The 21,067-nt window shown below is 40.3% G+C and carries 17 protein-coding genes and 4 tRNA genes; 17 read left to right on the forward strand and 4 right to left on the reverse strand.

Annotated elements, in window-relative coordinates:
* Positions 1-375: 375 nt before the first annotated feature.
* Both ACNKW3_RS19540 and ACNKW3_RS19545 read left to right on the forward strand, forming a co-directional pair.
* A complete protein-coding gene (locus ACNKW3_RS19540) occupies positions 376-1,164 on the forward strand; it encodes a hypothetical protein (protein WP_427401021.1) in 789 nt (262 codons plus the stop codon).
* A gap of 111 nt (positions 1,165-1,275) precedes the next feature.
* Entirely contained in the window at positions 1,276-4,008 is a 2,733-nt protein-coding gene (locus ACNKW3_RS19545) for a M16 family metallopeptidase (RefSeq protein WP_427401022.1), read from the forward strand.
* A 28-nt stretch (positions 4,009-4,036) separates the two neighbouring features.
* On the opposite strand, the gene ACNKW3_RS19550 is transcribed toward ACNKW3_RS19545, so the two are convergent.
* Positions 4,037-4,948 carry a DUF808 domain-containing protein gene (locus ACNKW3_RS19550; RefSeq protein ID WP_427401037.1) on the reverse strand — a complete coding sequence of 304 codons (912 nt, stop codon included), beginning with the start codon at positions 4,946-4,948 and terminating at the stop codon, positions 4,037-4,039.
* A gap of 364 nt (positions 4,949-5,312) precedes the next feature.
* Here ACNKW3_RS19550 and ACNKW3_RS19555 point away from each other — a divergent pair, with 364 nt between their 5' ends.
* The 6 genes from ACNKW3_RS19555 (at position 5,313) to ACNKW3_RS19580 (ending at position 11,566) form a co-directional block, all read left to right on the forward strand.
* Positions 5,313-5,978 (forward strand): ABC transporter ATP-binding protein, encoded by a 666-nt coding sequence (locus tag ACNKW3_RS19555; protein WP_427401023.1) that lies wholly within the window; start codon positions 5,313-5,315, stop codon positions 5,976-5,978.
* Complete coding sequence (locus ACNKW3_RS19560) at positions 5,971-6,975, forward strand: HlyD family secretion protein (protein ID WP_427401024.1); 1,005 nt, start codon at positions 5,971-5,973, stop codon at positions 6,973-6,975. The genes ACNKW3_RS19555 and ACNKW3_RS19560 overlap by 8 nt, the downstream gene beginning before the upstream one ends.
* Positions 6,968-7,972, forward strand: a complete 1,005-nt coding sequence (locus ACNKW3_RS19565; protein WP_427401025.1) for an HlyD family secretion protein — start codon at positions 6,968-6,970, stop codon at positions 7,970-7,972. The genes ACNKW3_RS19560 and ACNKW3_RS19565 overlap by 8 nt, the downstream gene beginning before the upstream one ends.
* Complete coding sequence (locus tag ACNKW3_RS19570; protein WP_427401026.1) at positions 7,969-9,168, forward strand: efflux RND transporter periplasmic adaptor subunit; 1,200 nt, start codon at positions 7,969-7,971, stop codon at positions 9,166-9,168. Before ACNKW3_RS19565 ends, ACNKW3_RS19570 begins: the two co-directional genes overlap by 4 nt.
* Positions 9,168-10,430 (forward strand): ABC transporter permease, encoded by a 1,263-nt coding sequence (locus ACNKW3_RS19575; RefSeq protein ID WP_427401027.1) that lies wholly within the window; start codon positions 9,168-9,170, stop codon positions 10,428-10,430. Before ACNKW3_RS19570 ends, ACNKW3_RS19575 begins: the two co-directional genes overlap by 1 nt.
* Positions 10,431-10,552: 122 nt before the next feature.
* Entirely contained in the window at positions 10,553-11,566 is a 1,014-nt protein-coding gene (locus tag ACNKW3_RS19580) for an MBL fold metallo-hydrolase (RefSeq protein WP_427401028.1), read from the forward strand.
* A 2-nt stretch (positions 11,567-11,568) separates the two neighbouring features.
* Here the strand turns inward: ACNKW3_RS19580 and ACNKW3_RS19585 are convergent, their stop codons facing one another.
* From ACNKW3_RS19585 to ACNKW3_RS19595, 3 genes are all read right to left on the reverse strand, one after another.
* Positions 11,569-13,158, reverse strand: coding sequence for a PH domain-containing protein (locus ACNKW3_RS19585; protein WP_427401029.1), 1,590 nt, complete (start codon positions 13,156-13,158; stop codon positions 11,569-11,571).
* On the reverse strand, positions 13,151-13,681 hold the full coding sequence (locus ACNKW3_RS19590) for a PH domain-containing protein (protein WP_427401030.1): 531 nt from the start codon (positions 13,679-13,681) through the stop codon (positions 13,151-13,153). Before ACNKW3_RS19590 ends, ACNKW3_RS19585 begins: the two co-directional genes overlap by 8 nt.
* 68 nt (positions 13,682-13,749) lie before the next feature.
* A complete protein-coding gene (locus ACNKW3_RS19595; protein ID WP_427401031.1) occupies positions 13,750-15,609 on the reverse strand; it encodes a diguanylate cyclase in 1,860 nt (619 codons plus the stop codon).
* A gap of 157 nt (positions 15,610-15,766) precedes the next feature.
* Here ACNKW3_RS19595 and murB point away from each other — a divergent pair, with 157 nt between their 5' ends.
* The 9 genes from murB to ACNKW3_RS19640 all read left to right on the forward strand — a co-directional run bounded on the left by murB (position 15,767) and on the right by ACNKW3_RS19640 (position 20,993).
* Positions 15,767-16,765, forward strand: a complete 999-nt coding sequence (murB, locus tag ACNKW3_RS19600) for a UDP-N-acetylmuramate dehydrogenase (protein ID WP_427401032.1) — start codon at positions 15,767-15,769, stop codon at positions 16,763-16,765.
* 15 nt (positions 16,766-16,780) lie between these two features.
* On the forward strand, positions 16,781-17,749 hold the full coding sequence (gene birA / locus ACNKW3_RS19605; RefSeq protein WP_427401033.1) for a bifunctional biotin--[acetyl-CoA-carboxylase] ligase/biotin operon repressor BirA: 969 nt from the start codon (positions 16,781-16,783) through the stop codon (positions 17,747-17,749).
* Positions 17,733-18,494 (forward strand): type III pantothenate kinase, encoded by a 762-nt coding sequence (locus ACNKW3_RS19610; protein ID WP_427401034.1) that lies wholly within the window; start codon positions 17,733-17,735, stop codon positions 18,492-18,494. The genes birA and ACNKW3_RS19610 overlap by 17 nt, the downstream gene beginning before the upstream one ends.
* A 115-nt stretch (positions 18,495-18,609) precedes the next feature.
* Positions 18,610-18,685 (forward strand) — tRNA-Thr (locus ACNKW3_RS19615).
* A gap of 9 nt (positions 18,686-18,694) precedes the next feature.
* A tRNA-Tyr gene (locus ACNKW3_RS19620) sits at positions 18,695-18,779 on the forward strand.
* A gap of 33 nt (positions 18,780-18,812) precedes the next feature.
* Positions 18,813-18,887 (forward strand) — tRNA-Gly (locus ACNKW3_RS19625).
* Between the two features lie 12 nt (positions 18,888-18,899).
* Positions 18,900-18,975: transfer RNA gene (locus ACNKW3_RS19630), tRNA-Thr, on the forward strand.
* Between the two features lie 53 nt (positions 18,976-19,028).
* Entirely contained in the window at positions 19,029-20,213 is a 1,185-nt protein-coding gene (gene tuf, locus ACNKW3_RS19635; protein ID WP_427401035.1) for an elongation factor Tu, read from the forward strand.
* A gap of 579 nt (positions 20,214-20,792) precedes the next feature.
* The gene (locus ACNKW3_RS19640; RefSeq protein WP_427401036.1) at positions 20,793-20,993 is read left to right on the forward strand and encodes a hypothetical protein; all 201 of its coding nucleotides are present in this window, start codon (positions 20,793-20,795) and stop codon (positions 20,991-20,993) included.
* Positions 20,994-21,067 lie beyond the last annotated feature (74 nt).

The raw sequence follows: 21,067 nt of genomic DNA on the forward strand, positions 1-21,067 counted from the left end.
AGAAGTGAAACGTATTTGCGGCGATGGTAGTGTGGGGTCTCCCCATGTGAGAGTAGCACATCGCCAGACTCCCAATTCAGAAGAAGCCCTAGTCGAGAGACTGGGGCTTTTTTTATGCATAAAAAACAATGGAGCCGTAGTGCATTAATTACACTGCTCTGTAACCCAACAAGCATCAAGCCTCCGGCCATGCAAAAACAAAGAACTACGACTCCATTATTTAAATCACGGGATAGCAACAATGCACTACGACTCCATTGTTAGTGGGGGGTGCTAGGCGTTGACGTTCGTGGGATGTAGGGGCTTAAAAAAATGAACTACGGCTCCATTTTTGTTAATGTATTAGGGATTCTTTTTATTTTGGTATTTAATTGAATGAATAATGTTGTTTATTGTTTTGTGGTTTTAGTATTTTTTCTTTTTTCAAAATTTTCTAGTGCTGGCGTTGGCGATTTGTCACAAGCACAGTTAACTGCAATAGGTGAACAAATATTTCGTAACGAAACAGGTGGAAACGATAAATATTTGGTTGCTTGGAATGACAATGAAGACTTTGCATCCTTAGGTATAGGGCATTTTATCTGGTTCCCCGAAGGGCTAAAAAGCCCTTTTACAGAAACATTTCCAGATTTATTGCTTCACATGAAATCCCAAGGTATTTCTTTGCCAGAATGGTTAAATGATAATGCGGATTGCCCTTGGAGCTCAAAGGTAGAATTCATGTCTGAACAAGCTAAAATTCAAAAAGCTGAACTAAAATCTCTTCTAAAATCGACGTTTTCAATACAATTATCGTTTATTACTAAAAGAATGCAGGCTGCTTTTAACAAAATAGCGATTCAATTACGCCAAGATCAGAGCGATCTGTTTAAACAAAGGTACAATGCGCTTCTTAGTAGCCCTGAAGGTATTTATTCACTAGTTGATTACATCAACTTTAAAGGCGAGGGAATCTCTCCTAATGAAAGGTACGAAAATCAGGGGTGGGGATTACAACAAGTTTTATTATCAATGGATGATAATACTCAACAAGCTTTTACCAAGGCATGCAAGCAAGTGCTAACCAACAGAGTTAATAATTCCCCTCAAAAAGAAAAGGAATTGAAATGGCTACCTGGTTGGAAAAAACGTTGCGATACCTATTCAAATAAGAGTTTTAACTAATATTTTCACTTAAGTTGTTTTTGCAACAAATCGTTACATAATTACTCAGCATCAAAGTGTTAAATTTAGGATACTTACATAGATTGCCTTATTAATAATCAAGAGGACTCTATGAGTAAGCAAAAAATGTTTGGGTTAGTAGGTTCAGCACTATTAACCTTATGTGGTAGTTTTAATGCGATTGCTGAAGATATTGATATCGCATATGAAAAATTTCAGCTTGATAACGGACTAACGGTTGTTGTGCATGAAGATCGAAAGGCGCCAGTAGTAGCTGTAGCGGTTTGGTACAAAGTTGGTGCGAAAGACGAGCCGGATGGCCAAACGGGTTTTGCACATTTATTTGAACATTTAATGTTCAACGGATCTGAGAACTATGACGATGAATGGTTTGGTCCGTTGCAAGAAGCAGGGGCAACCGGACTTAACGGTACGACAAGTTTTGACCGTACAAATTACTTTCAAACCGTCCCAACACCAGCGCTTGATCGTGTTTTGTGGATGGAATCAGATCGCATGGGCCACTTTTTAGGTGCTGTGACTCAAGATAAGCTGGATGAACAAAGAGGCGTGGTTCAAAATGAAAAACGCCAAGGTGAAGACCAGCCATACGGTAAAGTTTTTCAACGTATTTTCTTAAATTTATTTCCTAAAGGGCATCCTTACTCTCATTTACCAATTGGTTCAATGGATGATTTAAATGCGGCTTCTCTTGAAGATGTTCAAAATTGGTTTAAACAATATTATGGTGCCGCTAACGCAATTCTCGTACTAAGTGGTGATATTAATGCTGAGCAAGCTAAGCCGCTCGTAGAGAAATACTTTGCAGACATTGAATCAGGTCCAGCATTAACTAAATGGGAATCTTGGGTACCAAAACGCAAAGAAAACTCTCGTGAAGTTATTCAAGATAAAGTACCTCAAACCCGTATTTACCGTGTCTGGGTTTCTCCAGAAGACACAGATCCTACTTCAACGGATCTTTATATTGCAGCTAGTGTTCTAGGTAGCGGCAAAAATTCTCGCATGTACAAAGAGCTAGTATATGATCAACAGATCGCTACTAGTGCATCTGTGTTTAACATGGAATTACAAATGGCATCGGTTTTTGGTGTCATCGTAGATGTTAAGCCAGGTCAAGATCCTGCTACTGTTGAGAAAGAAATGGATAAAATCATCGATAATTTCTTAATCAACGGTCCAACTGAAGAAGAAGTTAAGTTAGTTTCGACCAAAACAAAAGCGGCAACCATTCGTGGTCTTGAACGTGTTGGTGGGTTCGGCGGTAAAGCTGATACGCTAGCTAAAGGTGAAATGATTGCTGGGGATCCTAATTTCTTCAAACAAGAATTAGAAGAACTTGATCAAGCCAATGTGAAAAATGTATTAAATGCAGCCAGAACTTGGTTAGGTGACGGTTGGCATCAAATTACTGTTGTTCCTTTCCCTAAATATGCGGCAAAGGGTGAAGGTATTGACCGTAGTACTGGCATACCAGATATTACATCAGAAACGCAATTAACATTCCCTGACATTCAAACGTCTACATTAACAAATGGTATTAACGTTGTGTTAGCAGAGCGCTCGACCATTCCTGTGGTCAACGTAGCTGTTCAATTTGATGCGGGTTATTCTGCTGATGCTGGCGGTAAACTTGGATTAGCGAACTTTACCAGCCGTATGTTAGATGAAGGCGCAGGTAAATATGACGCATTGGCATTGTCTGCAGAGCTAGAAAAACTTGGTACTAATTTGTTTGTAGGTTCAAACCTAGATACAACTACAGTTAGAATGTCGATGTTGAAAGAAAACGCTGGTGCTTCTTTAGCGATATTAGGCGACGTACTTCTTCGTCCTACGTTCAGTGACGAAGAAATCGAGCGGCAGCGAGCGTTAATTCTAAATGACATTGCTCAACAAAAAGTACGCCCAATGTCGATTGCCTTAACTGTACTTCCGCCTCTTATTTATGGTGAAGACCATGCTTATGGTTTGCCTTTTACCGGCACAGGTACAGCAGAAGATGTGGCCACTATCACACGTGATGACTTGGTTGCATTTAAAGACACTTGGATGGGGCCAAACAACGCCACTATATTTGTTGTTGGTGATACCAGCATGGAAGAAATCAAACCAAATCTTGAGAAAGCCTTTGGTCAATGGGAAGCAACAGGCAGCAAACCAAGCAAAAAGGTTGAAACTGTAGCCTTACCTGAAAAATCAAAAGTGATTATTGTAGATAGACCTGGATCTCAGCAATCTTTGATTCTAGCCGCTCATTTAGCACCCTCTACTGGGGCTGAAAACAATATCGCGATTGATGCAATGAACCAGACCCTTGGTGGAGCTTTCACTGCACGAGTAAACATGAATCTGCGTGAAGATAAAGGTTGGGCCTATGGTGCCTACACTTTCCTTCAGGATGCAAAAGGTCAAAGACCCTTTATGGTCTATGCGCCTGTACAGACTGATAAGACTGGTGCATCTCTTTCTGAATTAATGAAAGAATTGGTTGCTTACAAAGGTGATAAACCACCTACGGAAGATGAGCTTGAACGTGCAAGATTAGACAGCACGCGTTCTTTGCCTGGACAATTTGAAACGGCAGGTTCTGTAATCGGAAGCCTATTATCAAGCGAGCGTTTCGGTAGAGAATTCAACTATCCAGAAACGCTGGTAGAGAAGTACAATAGCCTTTCTGTGAATGATTTAGAAAAAGCCGCAGCAGAAGTGATACATCCAAATAAACTAACTTGGGTGATTATCGGTGATGCTGAGAAAATCAAACAAGAAGTAGAAGAAGCTTTGGGAACTCCAGAAATTCGCTCTATGGATGAGTTGTAATAAACTAGACCTAAAGGCTAGCAACTTGCTAGCCTTTTATTTTTTTAATCCCTTCAATTATTGCCACGCAAACACCTCCCGCAACAATACCAAATATAGCCACTGCGATTAAATCAATGCTACTGGCTAATAACCAATGCATTGTTAACATCTGTTGAAATGCTTCTTGAATATGATGTAAAAATCCTATGCTGTGAATAATAATGCCGCCGCCAACGAGAAACATGGCCGCAGTACCTACAATAGACAGCAAAACCATTAATTTAGGCGCAATAATAAGAATACTTCGACCTAAACTGCGTTGTAGTGTATTGAAGTTACCAGAAACAGATTTACGCAGAAGCCACAAGCCCATATCATCAAGCTTGACAATTAATGCCACTAATCCATAAACACCGACAGTAAAAATAATTGCTAGAAAGCTTAATACAGTTACTTGGGTGGAAAATGAAGATTCCTGTACTGTACCTAAAATAATCACGATGATTTCAGCGGAAAGCACAAAATCGGTTTTTATCGCGCCTTTTATTTTTTCCTTTTCCAGAGCTACGACATCAATATCGGGATTGGTCAAAATATCCATGTGATGATTCGGCCCTGCTTTATGAAGAAATTTTTCCACTAGCTTTTCGGCCCCTTCGTAACAAAGGTACAAACCACCAATGACAAGTAAAATATTAATTAACCAAGGCACAAAATACGAAATCAAGAGCGCGCTGGGCACCAAAATTATTTTGTTTAAAAATGAGCCTTTGGCGACCGCCCATACCACAGGCAATTCTCGTTTTGCGGTGACGCCTGACACTTGCTCGGCGTTTAGTGCCAAGTCGTCGCCGAGCACGCCTGTCGTCTTTTTTGCTGCTACTTTCGACAAAATTGCGATGTCATCTAGCATGGTAGCGATGTCATCTAATAACGTAAGTAAAGTTGAACCTGCGATGGCCGTATCCTCTTCTAAAATGGCTAACCCAATTACTCTGGCAAGGAAGTTTGTGCAAATCAAGCAAAACCTTGTCCCAACGAGAATGAACTTTCGTGATTAAATTGTTACAAAGCATTAATACATAATTAATTTACCAAATAAAATTCATTAACTATCGGATATTTATAATAAAATAACCAAATAGATCGGACATGCTGATATTGCTGTATAAGTAGTGTAATCAGCCTTGATTCGATTATAATTTAAACTCTTAAAACCAAGAGACACCCTTAGTGTGTCCAAGCGGATAACCCATTGCAATGGCTCGCATATTTACCAAAACCTTTGCAATGTAGCTGTATAGTGTTATCGATGAGAACTCATGCTAGAACTAAAAAATATTATAAAGTCATTTCAAAATGGCGAAGAAATTGTAACGGCAATCAATAATGTCAGTTTGACCATAGAAAAGAACGAATTCGTGGCTATCATGGGAAGTTCAGGTTCAGGCAAATCGACACTAATGAACGTTTTGGGTTGTTTGGATACGCCAAATTCAGGCGTGTACAAACTTAACAATACAGACGTTGCATCAATGACAGACAGCGAATTATCTCGCGTGCGCAATAAACACATAGGTTTCATTTTTCAAACCTTTCATTTGTTGCCAAAACTCGACGTGGTTGCCAACGTGAAACTACCGTTGCGCTACTCCGACGTTTCAGAAGAAGAAGCAGATAAAAGGGCAAATGCACTCATTGATAGGGTGGGTCTGTCTCATCGTAAACATCACAAACCCTTTGAAATGTCAGGCGGTCAACGTCAACGTGTCGCTATCGCGAGAGCTCTGGTAAATCAACCGTCCGTAATTTTGGCTGACGAGCCTACAGGTAACCTCGACAGTAAAACCTCCCATGAAATTATGGAACTATTAACCGAATTACATCAGCAAGGGCAGACGATAGTCATGGTGACCCATGAAGATGATATAGCTGAATTTGCTCAACGGGTTGTCCGGATGAAAGACGGAGTGATAATCAATGAATAAATTTAACTTCATGCATAAGGTAATGGTGGCAGCTTTATGTATGATTAGTCTAACGGTTCAAGCTAACGACTTGCTGTTGACTGGACGCATAGGGTCTTCGGCAAAACAATTAGTAAACTCACCTCAAGGTAGCCGTTGGCAAATTCAAATTCAGTGGATGGAAGAAGAAGGTAAAGTCGTGCAAAAAGGCGATCCAATTATCGTCTTTGATGGGGCAACAGAACAAAACCAACTATTAACAGCCCAAGAAAATTTAGACCGTCTGGAGCTGGAATACAAACAGCTAGAACTTGAACAAGAACAAAAAGTAATTGATGCAGATGGTGCCCTTAGAGTGGCAAAAATGCGTGTCGACAAAGCGCGTATTGAAGCATCAGTCCCTGATGGAGAAGTCAGTGCTTATGACAAAGGACAATATGAGTTAGAACTGCAACGAGCACTATTAGAACAAGTAAAATCAGAGGAAGCTTTGGCTCGCGCAAAACAAGAGCGTGAAGCAGAAATGACTAAAAAACGCGTTGATATTATGCAGACTAAAGACCAAATAGAGTATTTAGAAAACATAATGTTAAAGCTGCGAGTTGAAGCGCAATTTTCTGGACCTGTAAGTTATGCAATTCATCCTTGGACTGGCGAAAAGGTTGCTGCAGGAATGAATGTGCGTCCGGGCTGGACGATTATGGATGTGCAATCTACCAATCAGTTTCAAATTGAAACCTGGATCCATGAAATAGACGCCGTTGGCTTAGTTGAAGGTACAAAAGTACTAATTACCTTAGATGCTTTTCCCAACAAAAGTTTTTCAGGCACCTTGTCAGAAATATCAAAACAAAGTGAAAGCCGTCCCAATTGGAGTAAAAGTGCTTACTTCCCAGCAATTATTACCTTTGATTCAGATATTTCATTGGATTTATTACCCGGTATGAGCGTACGTTTGTTACTGACAGAACAAGCCATTGCTGAGGCCAAAAATACTAAAGGTGGCAACAATGTTTAAGGCAAATCTTAAGTTTTTATTAGTGTTATGTGCTTTGCTTGGACTTACAGCCTGTGGTGAAGAAGAAAACCTAACTAAAACTACTAAAGAATCCGTTGAAAGGGCGGTTACGGCACCGGCAGAGCTGGTATCTTTGCAAGAAGTGTCTATTTCGCCACCGAATATTCCTCGTACTTGGGAATACAAGATTGAATTTTTGGCCAGAGAAAACTCTATTGTTAAAGAAGGGGATTTGGTGGTTAAGTTCGATGCTCAAAGCTTAAGAAATGATCTTATCGGCAGAAACAGTGAGCTAGAGGCGCAAATAAAAGAAGCTGAACAAATAAAGTTAAAAAATAATGCCGAATTGGAGCAATTGACATTAGATCTAGCTGAAGCTAAGAAAAATATGAATATTGCCAAACGCAAAGTCGAGATTACTGACGTTTCTCGATCAGAAATCGAACGTAAAAAGCAGCAAGCGGAATTTAAAATTACCACAGAGTTATACAATCAAGCGATTCAGCGAGTTGAGCAGCATAAAACCGCCATGGTAATAAGCGAACAAGTGCAACAAGCTAAAATCGAAAAAGCCAAATTTAGAGTCGAGCAAATCAACGACAGTATTGCCAAACTTAGCATAACAGCGCCTAAATCAGGTATGGTCACTCTGATCCCTGACGGTGAAGACGAGAAGCCAGCTATAGGTGATACTGTGTTTATGGGTCGCCGATTAATGTCGCTACCAGCACTCGATAATATTGCTGTAAAAGTAGAATTTGATGAATCTGTTACTTCACAAGTACAACTAGGTGACGAAGTAAGGGTCACCTTAGTCGCTTTTCCAGAAAAACCCTTTAAAGGGCGCATTACTGAATTAGGTCAGGCGTATCGGTTTAAATCTCAGAATAACCTTAAAGTCGTATTTGATGCATGGGTAACGCTAGATCAAATGGACTTGGCTATCATGCGTCCAGGTATGAAGGCTACAGTTGAATTGGCAGGTGACAAAGCATGAAGTTCGTTTTACCACTCACATTAGCTGCGTTTTGTTTGTTAGGATGCAGTGAAGCGCCACAAGAATCTATTCCGACTTATCAAGTAAAAGCCTCTGATTTTAGTATTCAAGTGTCTGGTTTCGGGGAAGTAGAAGCTGCCCAATCGCAAAAAATTCTAAGTCCAGGCCGCCAACCTATGACCTTGGCATGGCTGAAAGATGAAAATTCTTATGTTGAAAAAGGCGAAGTTATCGCGCGTTTTGATGCTGAGCGTATTCAACGAGATAGCCGAGAAGAAGAATTCGAACTGTTGAAGCTTGAACAAGACATTTTAAAGAGTATTGCACAGCAAAGAGAACAAAAACAGGAAGTATCTTCAGATCAAACCTATGTAGGACATGAATTTGAATTTGTGGATAGGTTCGCAATAGATGATTTACGCATCTATTCCCAGTTGGAAATCATAGATACTCTTGCCAATAGAGACTTTTTAGAAGCAAAAGACGGCTTCCTTGATTGGAAAGAACACAGTATTGACGAAGAACACGATAGCCAAATGGCTGTATTGGATATTCGTAAATCTGGTGTGGATGCTAAATATCAAATGTTAAAATCTGCCCTTTCTAGTTTAGAGGTAGTCTCGCCTTATGCTGGCTTACTGGTATATGAAAAAGATCGTAGAGGTGAAAAACCTTCTGTGGGACAAACCATATTTCCCGGGCGAGCAATTGCACAAATTCCAAATTTAGAAAACATGCAGGCCAAGATTTATGTGCAAGCCAACGATGCTATAGATTTAGAAATTGGTCAGACTGTTGATATTCAACTTGATGCTTATCCTGATCGAGAATTCACCGGCAAGTTAACCAATGTGTCAGGTTTTCCTCGTACTATTGAAAGAGGTAATCCAGTGACTTATTTTGAATTGACAGCGTCATTGGATCAGCAAGATAAATCTATTATGCAACCTGGTCGCAAATTGAGCGCAACGATTTTTGTAAAAGCACCAAGTGAAACCATAGTTGTTCCGATTCAAACCTTGCATCACCAAAATGGCAACACCTATGTGTATTTAAAAGATGGCGACCATTTTGTTAGACAAGAAGTCTCAAGTGGTCGTAAAAATCTGTATGTGGTTGAAATTACTCAAGGACTGTCCCAAGGTGATGTTATCGCCCTTAGCCAGCCTGAAGCTAACAAAGTGAGACAAGGTTAATGTTGTCAATTGCTCATTATAAAGTGCTGATTGCGGATGCAATCCAAGAGTTATCATCTCAAAAACTCAGAACATTTTTAACCTTATTAGGCATGATTTTCGGTGTGGGTGCTGTTATTGCCATGCTTAACATTGGCGAAGGCGCAGAACGCGAAGCGTTGAAACTTATTGATTCTATGGGCGTAAATAACATCATAGTGAACGCCAAAGAATATGAAAAAGAAGAATTAGTTGAGATTCGTGAAGAGTCGTTAGGATTAAATTTAGGTGATGTTCATGCGGCACTAGCCACCTTACCCTTTGTAGAAGGTTACAGTGCATCTAAAAATATTGAAATGCATGATGTATACAGTGACTACGCAAAAAGTGATGCACGCGCAATTGGGGTAACCACCTCTTATTTTGAAAATGGAAATTTAACCATTAATCAGGGGCGTTTACTCAGTGATGAAGACAACAGAAAAATAGCTCAAGTGGCAGTTTTAGGCGCAGATGCGGCCAATGAATTGTTTCCCGATTACATCAACGACAAAACGCAAATTCTTGGCAAATACGTAAAGGTTAATCATGTATGGCTAAAGGTAATTGGTGTGCTAAATGCACCAGAGGGCAATAAAAACGAGTTTCAAGGGGTGCAAATAGGCGGTGACCGCTATCGAATCTTTGTGCCGTTAAAGACCAGTACACAAAAATTTGCTAGCGATACCCTTGCCAGCGAACTTGATAATATTAAACTCAATATTGCAAAAAATACTGACCCTGTGATTGCAGCAAAAGCCATTAATCGTCTTATAAGTTTACGCCACGGCGAACTTAATGATTATGAGTTGATAATTCCTGCTGCTCTTTTAGAACAACAAAAACAAACGCAACAAATATTCAATATCGTTATGGCTTGTGTTGCAGGTATTTCCTTGTTGGTGGGTGGCATTGGCATTATGAACATCATGTTGGCGAACGTGATGGAAAGAACCAAGGAAATTGGTTTATTACGAGCAGTTGGCGCAACTCAACAAGATATCCGATTACAGTTTATCGCCGAGAGTTTCACTATTTCTGTGATGGGCGGTTTGTTAGGCATATTTTTTGGTTTGGTCTTATCAGAAATCATCGGCTTTTATTCAGGTTGGGCGGTATCTTGGTCACTACCTGCCATTGTACTTTCATTAAGTATTTGTATGTTTGTTGGCGTTGGGTTTGGCGTTTTTCCTGCCATAAAAGCGTCGAAACTGAACCCAATAGACGCCTTACATAGCGACTGATTTTTCCAGACAATAACTCATCTATCAATAGCGCCTATATTTGCAAATTCAGCAAAAAATGTTGATAAACAACAGGCGCTATTGTGAGATAGCAGGCTGTCAAATCAACTTTTGTACACCGCATGCATGTAACGCCATTAGATATACCACTGCCAGCATCTGGTCAATTAACTAAGGTAAACGAGTACGTTTTTTGGTTAAGAATGCCATTGCCATTTGCATTAGATCATATCAATTTATATCTCATTAAAGATGATGGTGGCTACGCTGTGCTGGATACTGGTATTGGCATGAGCAGTACGCAAACATTATGGGAGTCGATTTTTGCTTCGCTAGATAAACCGATCACTAAAGTGATTGTGACCCATATGCATCCAGATCATATTGGCATGGCCGGTTATATCGTTGATAAATACCAAGTGCCTTTATATATGAGTTTTGCTGAGTATTTTATGGCGCGTAGTCTATCGGCAGGCCCAAATGGGGCGAGTAACTGGCAAGACTTAAATTATTTAACACTTTGCGGCATGGATGATGAATATGTAACACAGGCCAAAGAGAAAAAAGGTGGCGTTGGTAAAGTGGTGAAACCAATCCCATTGCAATTCGAACGTTTATCCCATGGGCAAACATTAAGAATGGCGGGCATCGACTGGCAAATAATCGTTGGAAGAGGGCATTCGCCGGAACACCTTTGTTTATATTCTGAGGCAATCAATACGCTACTATCAGGTGATCATATTTTACCTGATATCACGCCAAATATCGGGGTCTACAGTACAGAGCCCAACGCTAACTCGCTAGCGCTTTATTTATCAACACTACCACAATTTCTAAACTTACCTAAAAATACCCAAGTATTGCCTGCTCATAAGCTGCCATTTACTGGTTTGCACCAAAGGGTGAATGAGTTACTGCAACATCATCAGACATTTTTAGATAATTTATTGGCTTTTTGTGCTACAGAGCCACAAACTGTAAAAGCCTGCTTACCTGTGTTATTCAAACGGCCTCTAAATGAGCACAATATGTTCTTTGCGATTGCAGAGGCGTTATCACATTTAAATTACTTGTACTTTGATGGACAGTTAGAGCGAACTGTTAACCAGCAAGGTCAATGGATATTTAGTCGTTAACTTTACATCCAGGCGGGTTTATCTCTTTCGACTAAAAGTAAGCTTTCATCAATAATTTCAGCCACCGTTTGTGCTGGAATATAAGGAATACTCTGTCCGCCGGAAGCCAACACAAAATTTATACTCGCAAGCTGATGTTTTTGCATAAAAATGGTTTGTTTAAATTTGGCTTGTTGTAATTTGCGTTTTGGAAAAATACTTAAATCTACCCCTAACATGCCTCGTCTTACACAAATATAGTCTTCAGTGATGCAATAGCCCCACCTATACCAGCGCATAAAGGCTAAAAAGCTAACAAAGCAGCAAATACCCAAATAAGCCAACCAGCCTGTAAGTGTAGGATTAATGGCGATAAATGCTGCAAGCAAAATTAGCAATATAGGGCCAACAGGCCAGATTAGATAGCGCAACATGAGTCTTTTACTTACAGGTGTAAAATGCATGGCATTTAACGATTCAACACCAAAAACATCGCCGATTATGAAATCTGATTCCTTGCGAGTCACCGAAGGTACAATCAATTTACTTGGACTACTCAACTGTCCTGCTTGATTGGCAGTAGGTACACCTGAACTGTTTTGTTCCAGTCGAACGTTTGCGCGGTCGATCACAATATCAAGCCAGTCTTGCTGTTGTGTTGCCACCTGAATGCGGCTAGCTTTCATACTGACTTCTTGTTTAGTGATCAAGCCACTACGACGAATATAGCGATCTCCATGTTTGCTTAACTGATAATTATAAAAAACAAAAATTGAAGCAATTACAGACAAGCTCACCAATAACAGCATAATGATCATGACTAAGGACAACGCGTGTAGCAGGAACATACCCATGCTAAGGGATTCAAAATCTAGAAAGGCTGCTATATCAAAACCAAAAGACAACAATATATCGCCAATATCTTCAGCTATGGTTTGGTAAAAAGGAGCAGCAGCACCAAGAAAAATCCAAACTCTGTTATTAGTAATGCCATGAATCACTAAATCCACTATGGAGCGTGTGTTTAATACCACTTCATCGTCTGAGTGATGAGTGGAAGTTGAATTATCTGAGTTTGCAGTCGCTGTGGCAGAAGTACTGGATTGCTTATCCTGTATATTCAGAATTTTGCGCTTAAAGGCTTCTGCCACATCTAATTTTAGAGCAACAATTTTGGCTTCTTGAGAAGCAGAGCCCGCCGTTTCAAGTTCAACGGTCGCATACTTGTGATATCGATAATAAAAAGGCTGTTCTATTTTAACGTTTTGAATTTTATTAAAAGGAAGATCTAAATGAGACTTTTTAAAAACGCCGTGACGAACTTCGACTCTTTCCCCACTAAGACGATAAAAATAGAAGAAATATCGCAGCACAGACATGACCAAGAAAAACAAGATTATGCCGATGACCACAAGGCCTAAAATAATCGGGTGTTCAAGAATCTTATCACGCTGTAACACTAGCACCGGCAGCATATACAGCAGGCCGTTTGTCACAAACAGATACAAGCCTTTAATAAAAAAGTAGGCCATGGCAATGGGTGCAACTCGTGACCAATTGGCTTCTGAATCATCCAGTTGCAATACAGCACTGCTGTTTTGTTCATCACTCATCTAGGGTCAAGTCCGTATGATCTAAAATAAAGCTTCTTAACTTTTTCGCTGTTTCGTGAGGTAAGCCTGGAATATGAAAGGTATGGTGAACGCCGCCAGCACTATAAACTTCTAAGGTTGCTAAACCGGCTTTCCTATCAATTGGACCACGTTTAATTTCGATGTGCTGGATGCGCAAAATGGGTTGGCAAATGTGTTTTCTGAAAATTAGGCCAGTTTGAAAATGCAGATCGTGCTCGCGCAAAGCGTAGCCCTTTTTCGGATCAGCAAGCCAATGATAAATAAAAAATAGGGCACCAAAAGCAAAAACAATACTAATGAACCATAGCAAATTGTCCATGTAACCTTGAGGCATTTCAAACAGCCAGTTAAAGCTTAAAAATACTAAAATAGTAATAGGAATAACGGTAAAAATGGTCACCAGCGCAAGATTAATTTGCATATATTTCGGTGACAAAGGATTAAGCTCAACCTCAGTAATACTGATATCTTGGGTGGAAATGGTTTGATTGGTAAATGACATAATCAAGCTAACTAGTGAATTCTTTATTTAGTAAACTACAAGTCTGCGTCTAAATCTAGCCTACTGAATCAATTGCTTACAATTTGATCACGACCATTATTTTTGGCTTGATATAGCGCTTTATCTGCGCGCCTAACTGCATCACTCGGAATTTCATCGTTTTGCGGCTGAACGATGCCAGCAGAAATAGTCACAGCTTCTTTAAGTTTGAGGTTTGAAGAAATATTTTTAACTTCTTCACTAAACAAATTAAGTAGCCTCTCGCCTTGTTCCATAGGTGTTTCCGGAAAAATAAATAAGAACTCTTCACCACCTATTCGCCCAATGCTGTCGGTTTTACGAAAGCTCTCTTTGGCTAATTGAGCGAAAGCTTTTAACACTTCGTCTCCCATTTGGTGGCCGTACTCATCATTTATTTTTTTGAAATGATCAAGGTCCACAATTGCCAAAGAATAAGCCTGTTTGTTTCTGGCAAACATATCTTGTTGATATTCGAGCACTTCAAATATTCGTCGTCGAGAAAAGACCCCTGTTAGGTGGTCAACATGGGCGATTTGCTCGAGTTTTTGTCGATGGTGCCGCGTGCGCACAAAAAGCAAAAATAATAAAATAGAGGCAACACAGAGCAAAATTATAATGACGTAATATAAACGCGATAGCATTTTACGATTTTCAAGTTCGTTTAACTGGGTTTGGTTAAGCAATTTAAGTTCAGCATTTTCTTGTTGTTGCATTTGCAATTGAAAATTTGCATGCATATCTAACATACCTTGAATTTCACCTATAGGGCGATTTAGCTGACCTACTTTTACTAGATTTTTCATCACATTAAAGGCTTCTTCAGGTTGATTCAGCCTCGCTAATAACTCCGCTCTTTGTAAATGCAGATTTTGCAGCAATTTAAATACGTCAGGTTGTTGTTTAACGAGATTAAATGCGACGATAAGATTTTCAATTGCCGCGTCTATGTCGTTCATCTGTGTGTAAGCTCTGCTAAGCAGCAAATGAGCACTTGCGATTTCCTTATAGTGAGAGCCGGAAAACAAATTCAATGCCTGATTAACCAGAACTATCGACTGCTCTGGATTACCCAGTTGCAACTCAATTTTTGCTTTTAAATAACTGGCCAGCGCAATTAGATTTTTGTCATCTAATTCCCTTTCAATATGCGCTAGGTCATTTAAATTACCAATTGCTAATTCAAGCTGATCAAGCGCTATTAAGCTCTCTGCCGCTTGCAACAAGGTTTCTGCATACAGCTTTTGAGTGCCAACTTTTCGTAAAATTTCAATGGCTTGGGTAGCATAAGATACGGCGATATTGTGCTCGTTTCGCTTTTGATGAATGGTCATTATGAACACTGCAATTTCAGCTAAAAGCGGTTTGTCTTCTAATGTATAAGCAAGCTTGAAAGCAAGTTGAAGATCTTGCAAAGCACTCATGTCGGCATCTAATTGAGAATCAATTTGGGCTCGTTTAATCAGTCGCGTAATCAATTCTTTCAAACTAGCGTTATTATTGCTTTTTTCTATGGCTTGAGTAATGGACTCTCTCGCATCTTGCAACTTACCTTGCTCTAATTGCAATTCACTTAAATATTCATATAAGATGGCTCGGATCACTGAAGCGCTTGTTAAGGCATCTGTGTAGCTAGCGGCTATACCTGTTTTGAGCTCAATAATCGCCTGTTCATTGTTGCCCTGAGCTTTGTAAGCTTTGGCTCTGAGCATTAGGGTTTGAAAGTCTTGTATGGCGGAATATTGCAGATTTTCAGTTGATGTTAAAAAGGCACTGGGATTTCGCTGCATTTGCTTAAGCGCTTCAATATAGTTTTGATTGAAAAAACCACTGCTAAGATTTGGCTGAGCAGAAGCCGCGTTAAAAAACGAAAGTTGGCAGATGATTATTAGGCTAATAATAAAACGCATTTACGGCGAACTTCTCCAAGTTTAATATGTGCAGTATTGTCCAATACAAAATTTTTCGCTAGATTAGCTGCAATACCCCAGTGTATTTTTTGCTAACATAGCGTTAAACTTATGAAAACAATCTAGTTCTCAACTAATCGATATAGGAAATCTATATTTGCATTCACTAGCATCCTTCCACACTTTTGGTTTATCAGCTTCTTGCAATGAGTTTATGACCATCGAAGATCTAGATGGTTTAATGCAGAACATTGATAAATTTGAAAAAACGCCTTTTATTTTTCTCGGCGAAGGCAGTAATACAGTTTTTGTTGATGACTTTGATGGCATAGTTGTACTAAACAAGTTAACCGGCATTAGCGTTTTTGAAGACGAAGGCTTTTTTCATATAAACGTAGCCTCAGGTGAAAACTGGCATCAATTTGTTAAATATTGCCTTAAAAATAAGATGTACGGTTTAGAAAACCTAGCACTCATTCCTGGCACAGTGGGCGCAGCGCCTATGCAAAATATTGGTGCTTATGGTGTCGAGGTGAATCAATTTATTCACAGCGTGGAATTTGTCGATATTGATAGTAAGCGCATGGGCTACTTTAACAATAAAGAATGTGAATTTGGTTATCGTGATAGTATTTTTAAACAAGATCGTCCGGGAAGAAGAATTATTACCTCGGTAAATTTTGCGATTCCCAAAGATTATCAAGCTTGCATTAATTATGCGCCTTTGAATCAATTAACGGATCCAACACCTCAGGCAATTTTTGACGCAGTGATTAATATCCGCCAACAAAAACTGCCAGATCCAAAGGTGCAAGGCAATGCAGGTAGTTTTTTCAAAAATCCTGTGATTGATTTGCCGCATTACATTCATATTCAATCGGTATACCCTGACATTCCTCACTATCCCGCACCCGATGGTAAAATAAAGGTCCCCGCAGCTTGGTTAATTGATCAGTTAGGTTTTAAAGGACATCACATTGGGAATATTGCATGCCATGCAAATCAACCTTTGGTGCTTGTGAATACAGGAGAGGGGAATGGTAATGATTTGCTTAACTTGGCCAAACAAATTAAACGCAAAGTGTTGGCGACTTTTAATATCGCCCTGCATAATGAAGTCCAGCTTATTGGAAAGTCAGGGCCTGTAACTTTGTAAACTATGACGTTAAAAATGTCACCAAATCAAATTAGAACACAGATTATACGAGCGTTAAGTGAAGGTCAGTTCGTCAGTGGTGAATCATTGGCAGCTCAATTGAATATCACCCGTAGTTCAATATCAAACTATATGAAAAGCTTAAAAGATTACGGACTTGATGTTTTCAGTGTAAAAGGCCGTGGCTATCAAATTGCGCAACCCTTGACCTTATTAGATCAAAATCAGATAGAACAGTATCTCCATACATTTGAAGAGCACAGGTTGAATGTTCTCAATATCGTGGGTTCAACCAACGACGAAATAAAACAACAGTTGGCAGATTTGCCTAAAGGCGCAGTGTGCATCGCAGAATGCCAAACGCAAGGGCGTGGACGACGAGGGCGCAAATGGGTGTCACCCTTTGGTACAAGTATATATTTGTCTATGAGCTGGCGTTTTGAAAGCGGATATCAGTCCATTGCAGGACTCTCTTTATTAATAGGGCTTGCGGTAAAACGCACCTTATCAACTTTAGGTTACGCACAAGCGAAACTTAAGTGGCCGAATGATGTGTATGTGGATGACAAAAAGCTGGCCGGGATACTAATCGAAGTTGAGGGCCAAGTGGGAGGCGTAACCTCAACGGTTATAGGCATAGGTATAAACGTCAATTTACCTAAAGATGATCTTGGCATTGATCAGGCATTTACTGACCTTATGCAAATTTCCGAACACAGAGTTGATCGTAATTTGTTGGCAGGCGAATTGATTAATCAATTGCGATCCTTATTAGTACAGTTCGAAGTACAAGGGCTAGGTCCCTTTGTGGATGAATGGCAAACCGCTGATGTGTTTCGTGATCAACCAGTTGCCCTGTTATCAGGCAATTATAAAACCACTGGCATCAATAGAGGTATTGATCAAAGCGGCGCTTTATTGCTAGAAGTCGATGGTGAAATAAAGCCCTACCACGGGGGAGAGATCAGTGTCAGAAAGCTATAGTCTGTTGATTGATCAAGGCAATACTCACCTAAAAACAGCGCATTTTTTTGCTGATCAAGATATTAGAACCATCACACCCAAATACACTACGCCTGAAGAACTAGATCTTTTAGTCTCCCAAGCGAAAGACGTTTATGTGTGCAGCGTGCAAAGCGATGAACAAATTCAGGTTTTATTAGCAAAGATAAAACAACAAAAAGAAAATTGTCACTTGGTAAGTTCTCAACAACAAGCATTCGGTCTGGTAAATAGTTATCAAACTGTCAGCAACATGGGAAGTGATCGATGGATGGGAATAGTTGCCGGACATTTTTTAACCCATCAAGACTTTCTTGTGATAGACGCAGGAACAGCTATTACAATAGACGCAGTGGTAAACAAACATCATCTGGGCGGGTGGATAACCGCTGGAATAGAGACCGCCAAAGCTGCTTTATTGAAAAACACAAAGAGAGTATTTGAAGATGACTCAGTATTACACAAAGTGAATTTTGGACAGGATACCTCAGTTTGCGTTACCCAAGGCGCAATTGCTCAAGCAGTTGGAACAGTCCTAATGGCGGTAGAATTGATAAAATCGGCGACACCAGAATTTAAAATAATTATCAGTGGCGGCAATGGCGGGGTAATTTTTGATAATTTGCCGCAAAATATTAAACAATTGGCGGAATTTCATCCAAACATAGTATTAACTGGACTTGCCTGTGTGTCGGTGAATGGCAAATTAGCAGAAGAAAGCGCCTAAAATAGTACGATATTTAGTCATTCGAACTTTTTTGCAAAAAAAACTTCATTTTTTGTAAAAACATGCTTGCAAGACATCAAACCTTACACTAGAATTCGCACCCACTTGATGCAGTGCCGGCTTAGCTCAGTTGGTAGAGCAACTGACTTGTAATCAGTAGGTCGCCAGTTCGATTCCGGCAGCCGGCACCATCAATCTCTGGAGGGGTACCCAAGCGGTCAACGGGAGCAGACTGTAAATCTGCCGGCTCAGCCTTCGCAGGTTCGAATCCTGCCCCCTCCACCACTTTCTCATGAGGTGGCCAGAGAATAGCGGATTGCGGGCATCGTATAATGGCTATTACCTCAGCCTTCCAAGCTGATGATGCGGGTTCGATTCCCGCTGCCCGCTCCAATGATAAGCAATGCTGATATAGCTCAGTTGGTAGAGCGCACCCTTGGTAAGGGTGAGGTCGGCAGTTCAAATCTGCCTATCAGCACCATTCTCTGTTCTCCTACATGAATTAAATTAATTAACTTTGCTGGGAAAATAGAAATGGCAAAAGAAAAGTTTGAACGTACGAAACCGCACGTAAACGTAGGTACAATCGGCCACGTTGACCACGGTAAAACGACGTTAACAGCGGCAATCACTACTGTACTGGCAAAGACTTACGGTGGTAGTGCCCGCGCATTCGACCAAATCGATAACGCACCTGAAGAGCGTGAGCGTGGTATCACAATCGCAACTTCACACGTTGAATATGACACACCTACTCGTCACTACGCACACGTAGACTGTCCTGGACACGCTGACTATGTTAAAAACATGATCACTGGTGCGGCACAGATGGACGGCGCAATCTTAGTAGTAGCAGCGACTGACGGCCCAATGCCTCAGACGCGTGAGCACATCCTACTAGGTCGTCAGGTAGGTGTACCTTACATCATCGTATTCATGAACAAATGTGACATGGTTGATGATGAAGAACTACTAGAACTAGTAGAAATGGAAGTACGTGAATTACTTTCAGAATATGAATTCCCTGGCGATGACTTACCAGTAATCCAAGGTTCTGCACTTAAAGCTCTTGAAGGCGACGCAGAGTGGGAAAAGAAAATCGTAGAGCTAGGTGAAGCTTTAGATACTTATATCCCAGAGCCAGAGCGTGACATTGACAAGCCATTCATCTTGCCAATCGAAGACGTATTCTCAATCTCAGGTCGTGGTACAGTAGTAACTGGCCGTGTTGAGCAAGGTATCGTTAAAGTAGGTGAAGAAGTAGAAATCGTTGGTATCAAAGAGACTACTAAAACGACTTGTACTGGTGTTGAAATGTTCCGTAAGTTGCTAGACGAAGGTCGTGCAGGTGAGAACGTTGGTGTACTACTACGTGGTACTAAGCGTGATGACGTAGAGCGTGGTCAAGTATTGGCTAAGCCTGGTTCAATCAACCCACACACTAAGTTCGAAGCAGAAGTATACGTACTAAGTAAAGACGAAGGTGGCCGTCACACGCCATTCTTTAAAGGCTACCGTCCACAGTTCTACTTCCGTACAACAGACGTAACTGGTGCTGTAGAGTTACCAGAAGGCGTAGAAATGGTAATGCCTGGCGACAACTTGAAGTTTGTTGTTGAGCTAATTGCACCAATCGCGATGGACGAAGGTTTACGCTTCGCAATCCGTGAAGGTGGTCGTACAGTAGGTGCGGGTGTTGTAGCTAAAATCTTAGCTTAATATTCGAAACTACTAATCGATTCTAAAGGCCAGCTTATGCTGGCCTTTTTGTTTTCGCCAAACGATAAAATCCCAATTATCCCGTCATAACAATTTGGTTTTTAATAGCACTCAGATATAAGCTCGCTATAGAACACAAAACAAGCCAAATTGGCATCCTATACACTATTTAAACTTCTAATAAAATCAGTAGATAACAAAGAAATCCGTATTTATCGAGAAAACCCTCTAAATACAGGCTCGCGAAATCCAGCCAAATCAAACCTAAACTAAAGTTGACCGTTTAAAATTAAATGTTGTATAACAGGAGTTTAGACCAAAAGGATTTTAGCAACGAATCTACTGCACTTTTGTACATATGCGAGATGCTCGCTAATAAGTTGTTGTGTTATGCACATAAATGAATATCTACATTTCAGAATTTAAAGTTGATAGTGTTTTTGACCGAATGGCTTCATATGACGAAGCAATCCAATAGAACTCGAGTACTGCAAAGAAAACTTACTGGTCTTACTCGGTTACGGCGCGATACCAGATAAGTCTCCTTATTCGCATAAGCAAATAGCTGAGTGGTGTGAGATGTTCTGGAATAAATACAGTGAGCTAGATGCGCCAAAAGAAATAGAAGATATTATGCCGATTCTGGCTGATGTAGAAACACAATGGGACCTCTATTTGGCAAACGCATACTCAATCGAAGAACTCCGTAAATTAAATTTTGAGTCTGTAATGTTACCTTTAAAGTGGTTTAAAAAGTGGGCGGTAGAGGCAAATGCCTAATCGGGTAGCCAAGGGTCTCTAACCCTCAGCCCCCACAACACCCTGCATGCGGCTCCGCACAGGGCGTTTCACTT

Origin of the sequence: Glaciecola sp. 1036 (assembly GCF_050306235.1) — a bacterium.
Classification (GTDB): domain Bacteria; phylum Pseudomonadota; class Gammaproteobacteria; order Enterobacterales; family Alteromonadaceae; genus Glaciecola.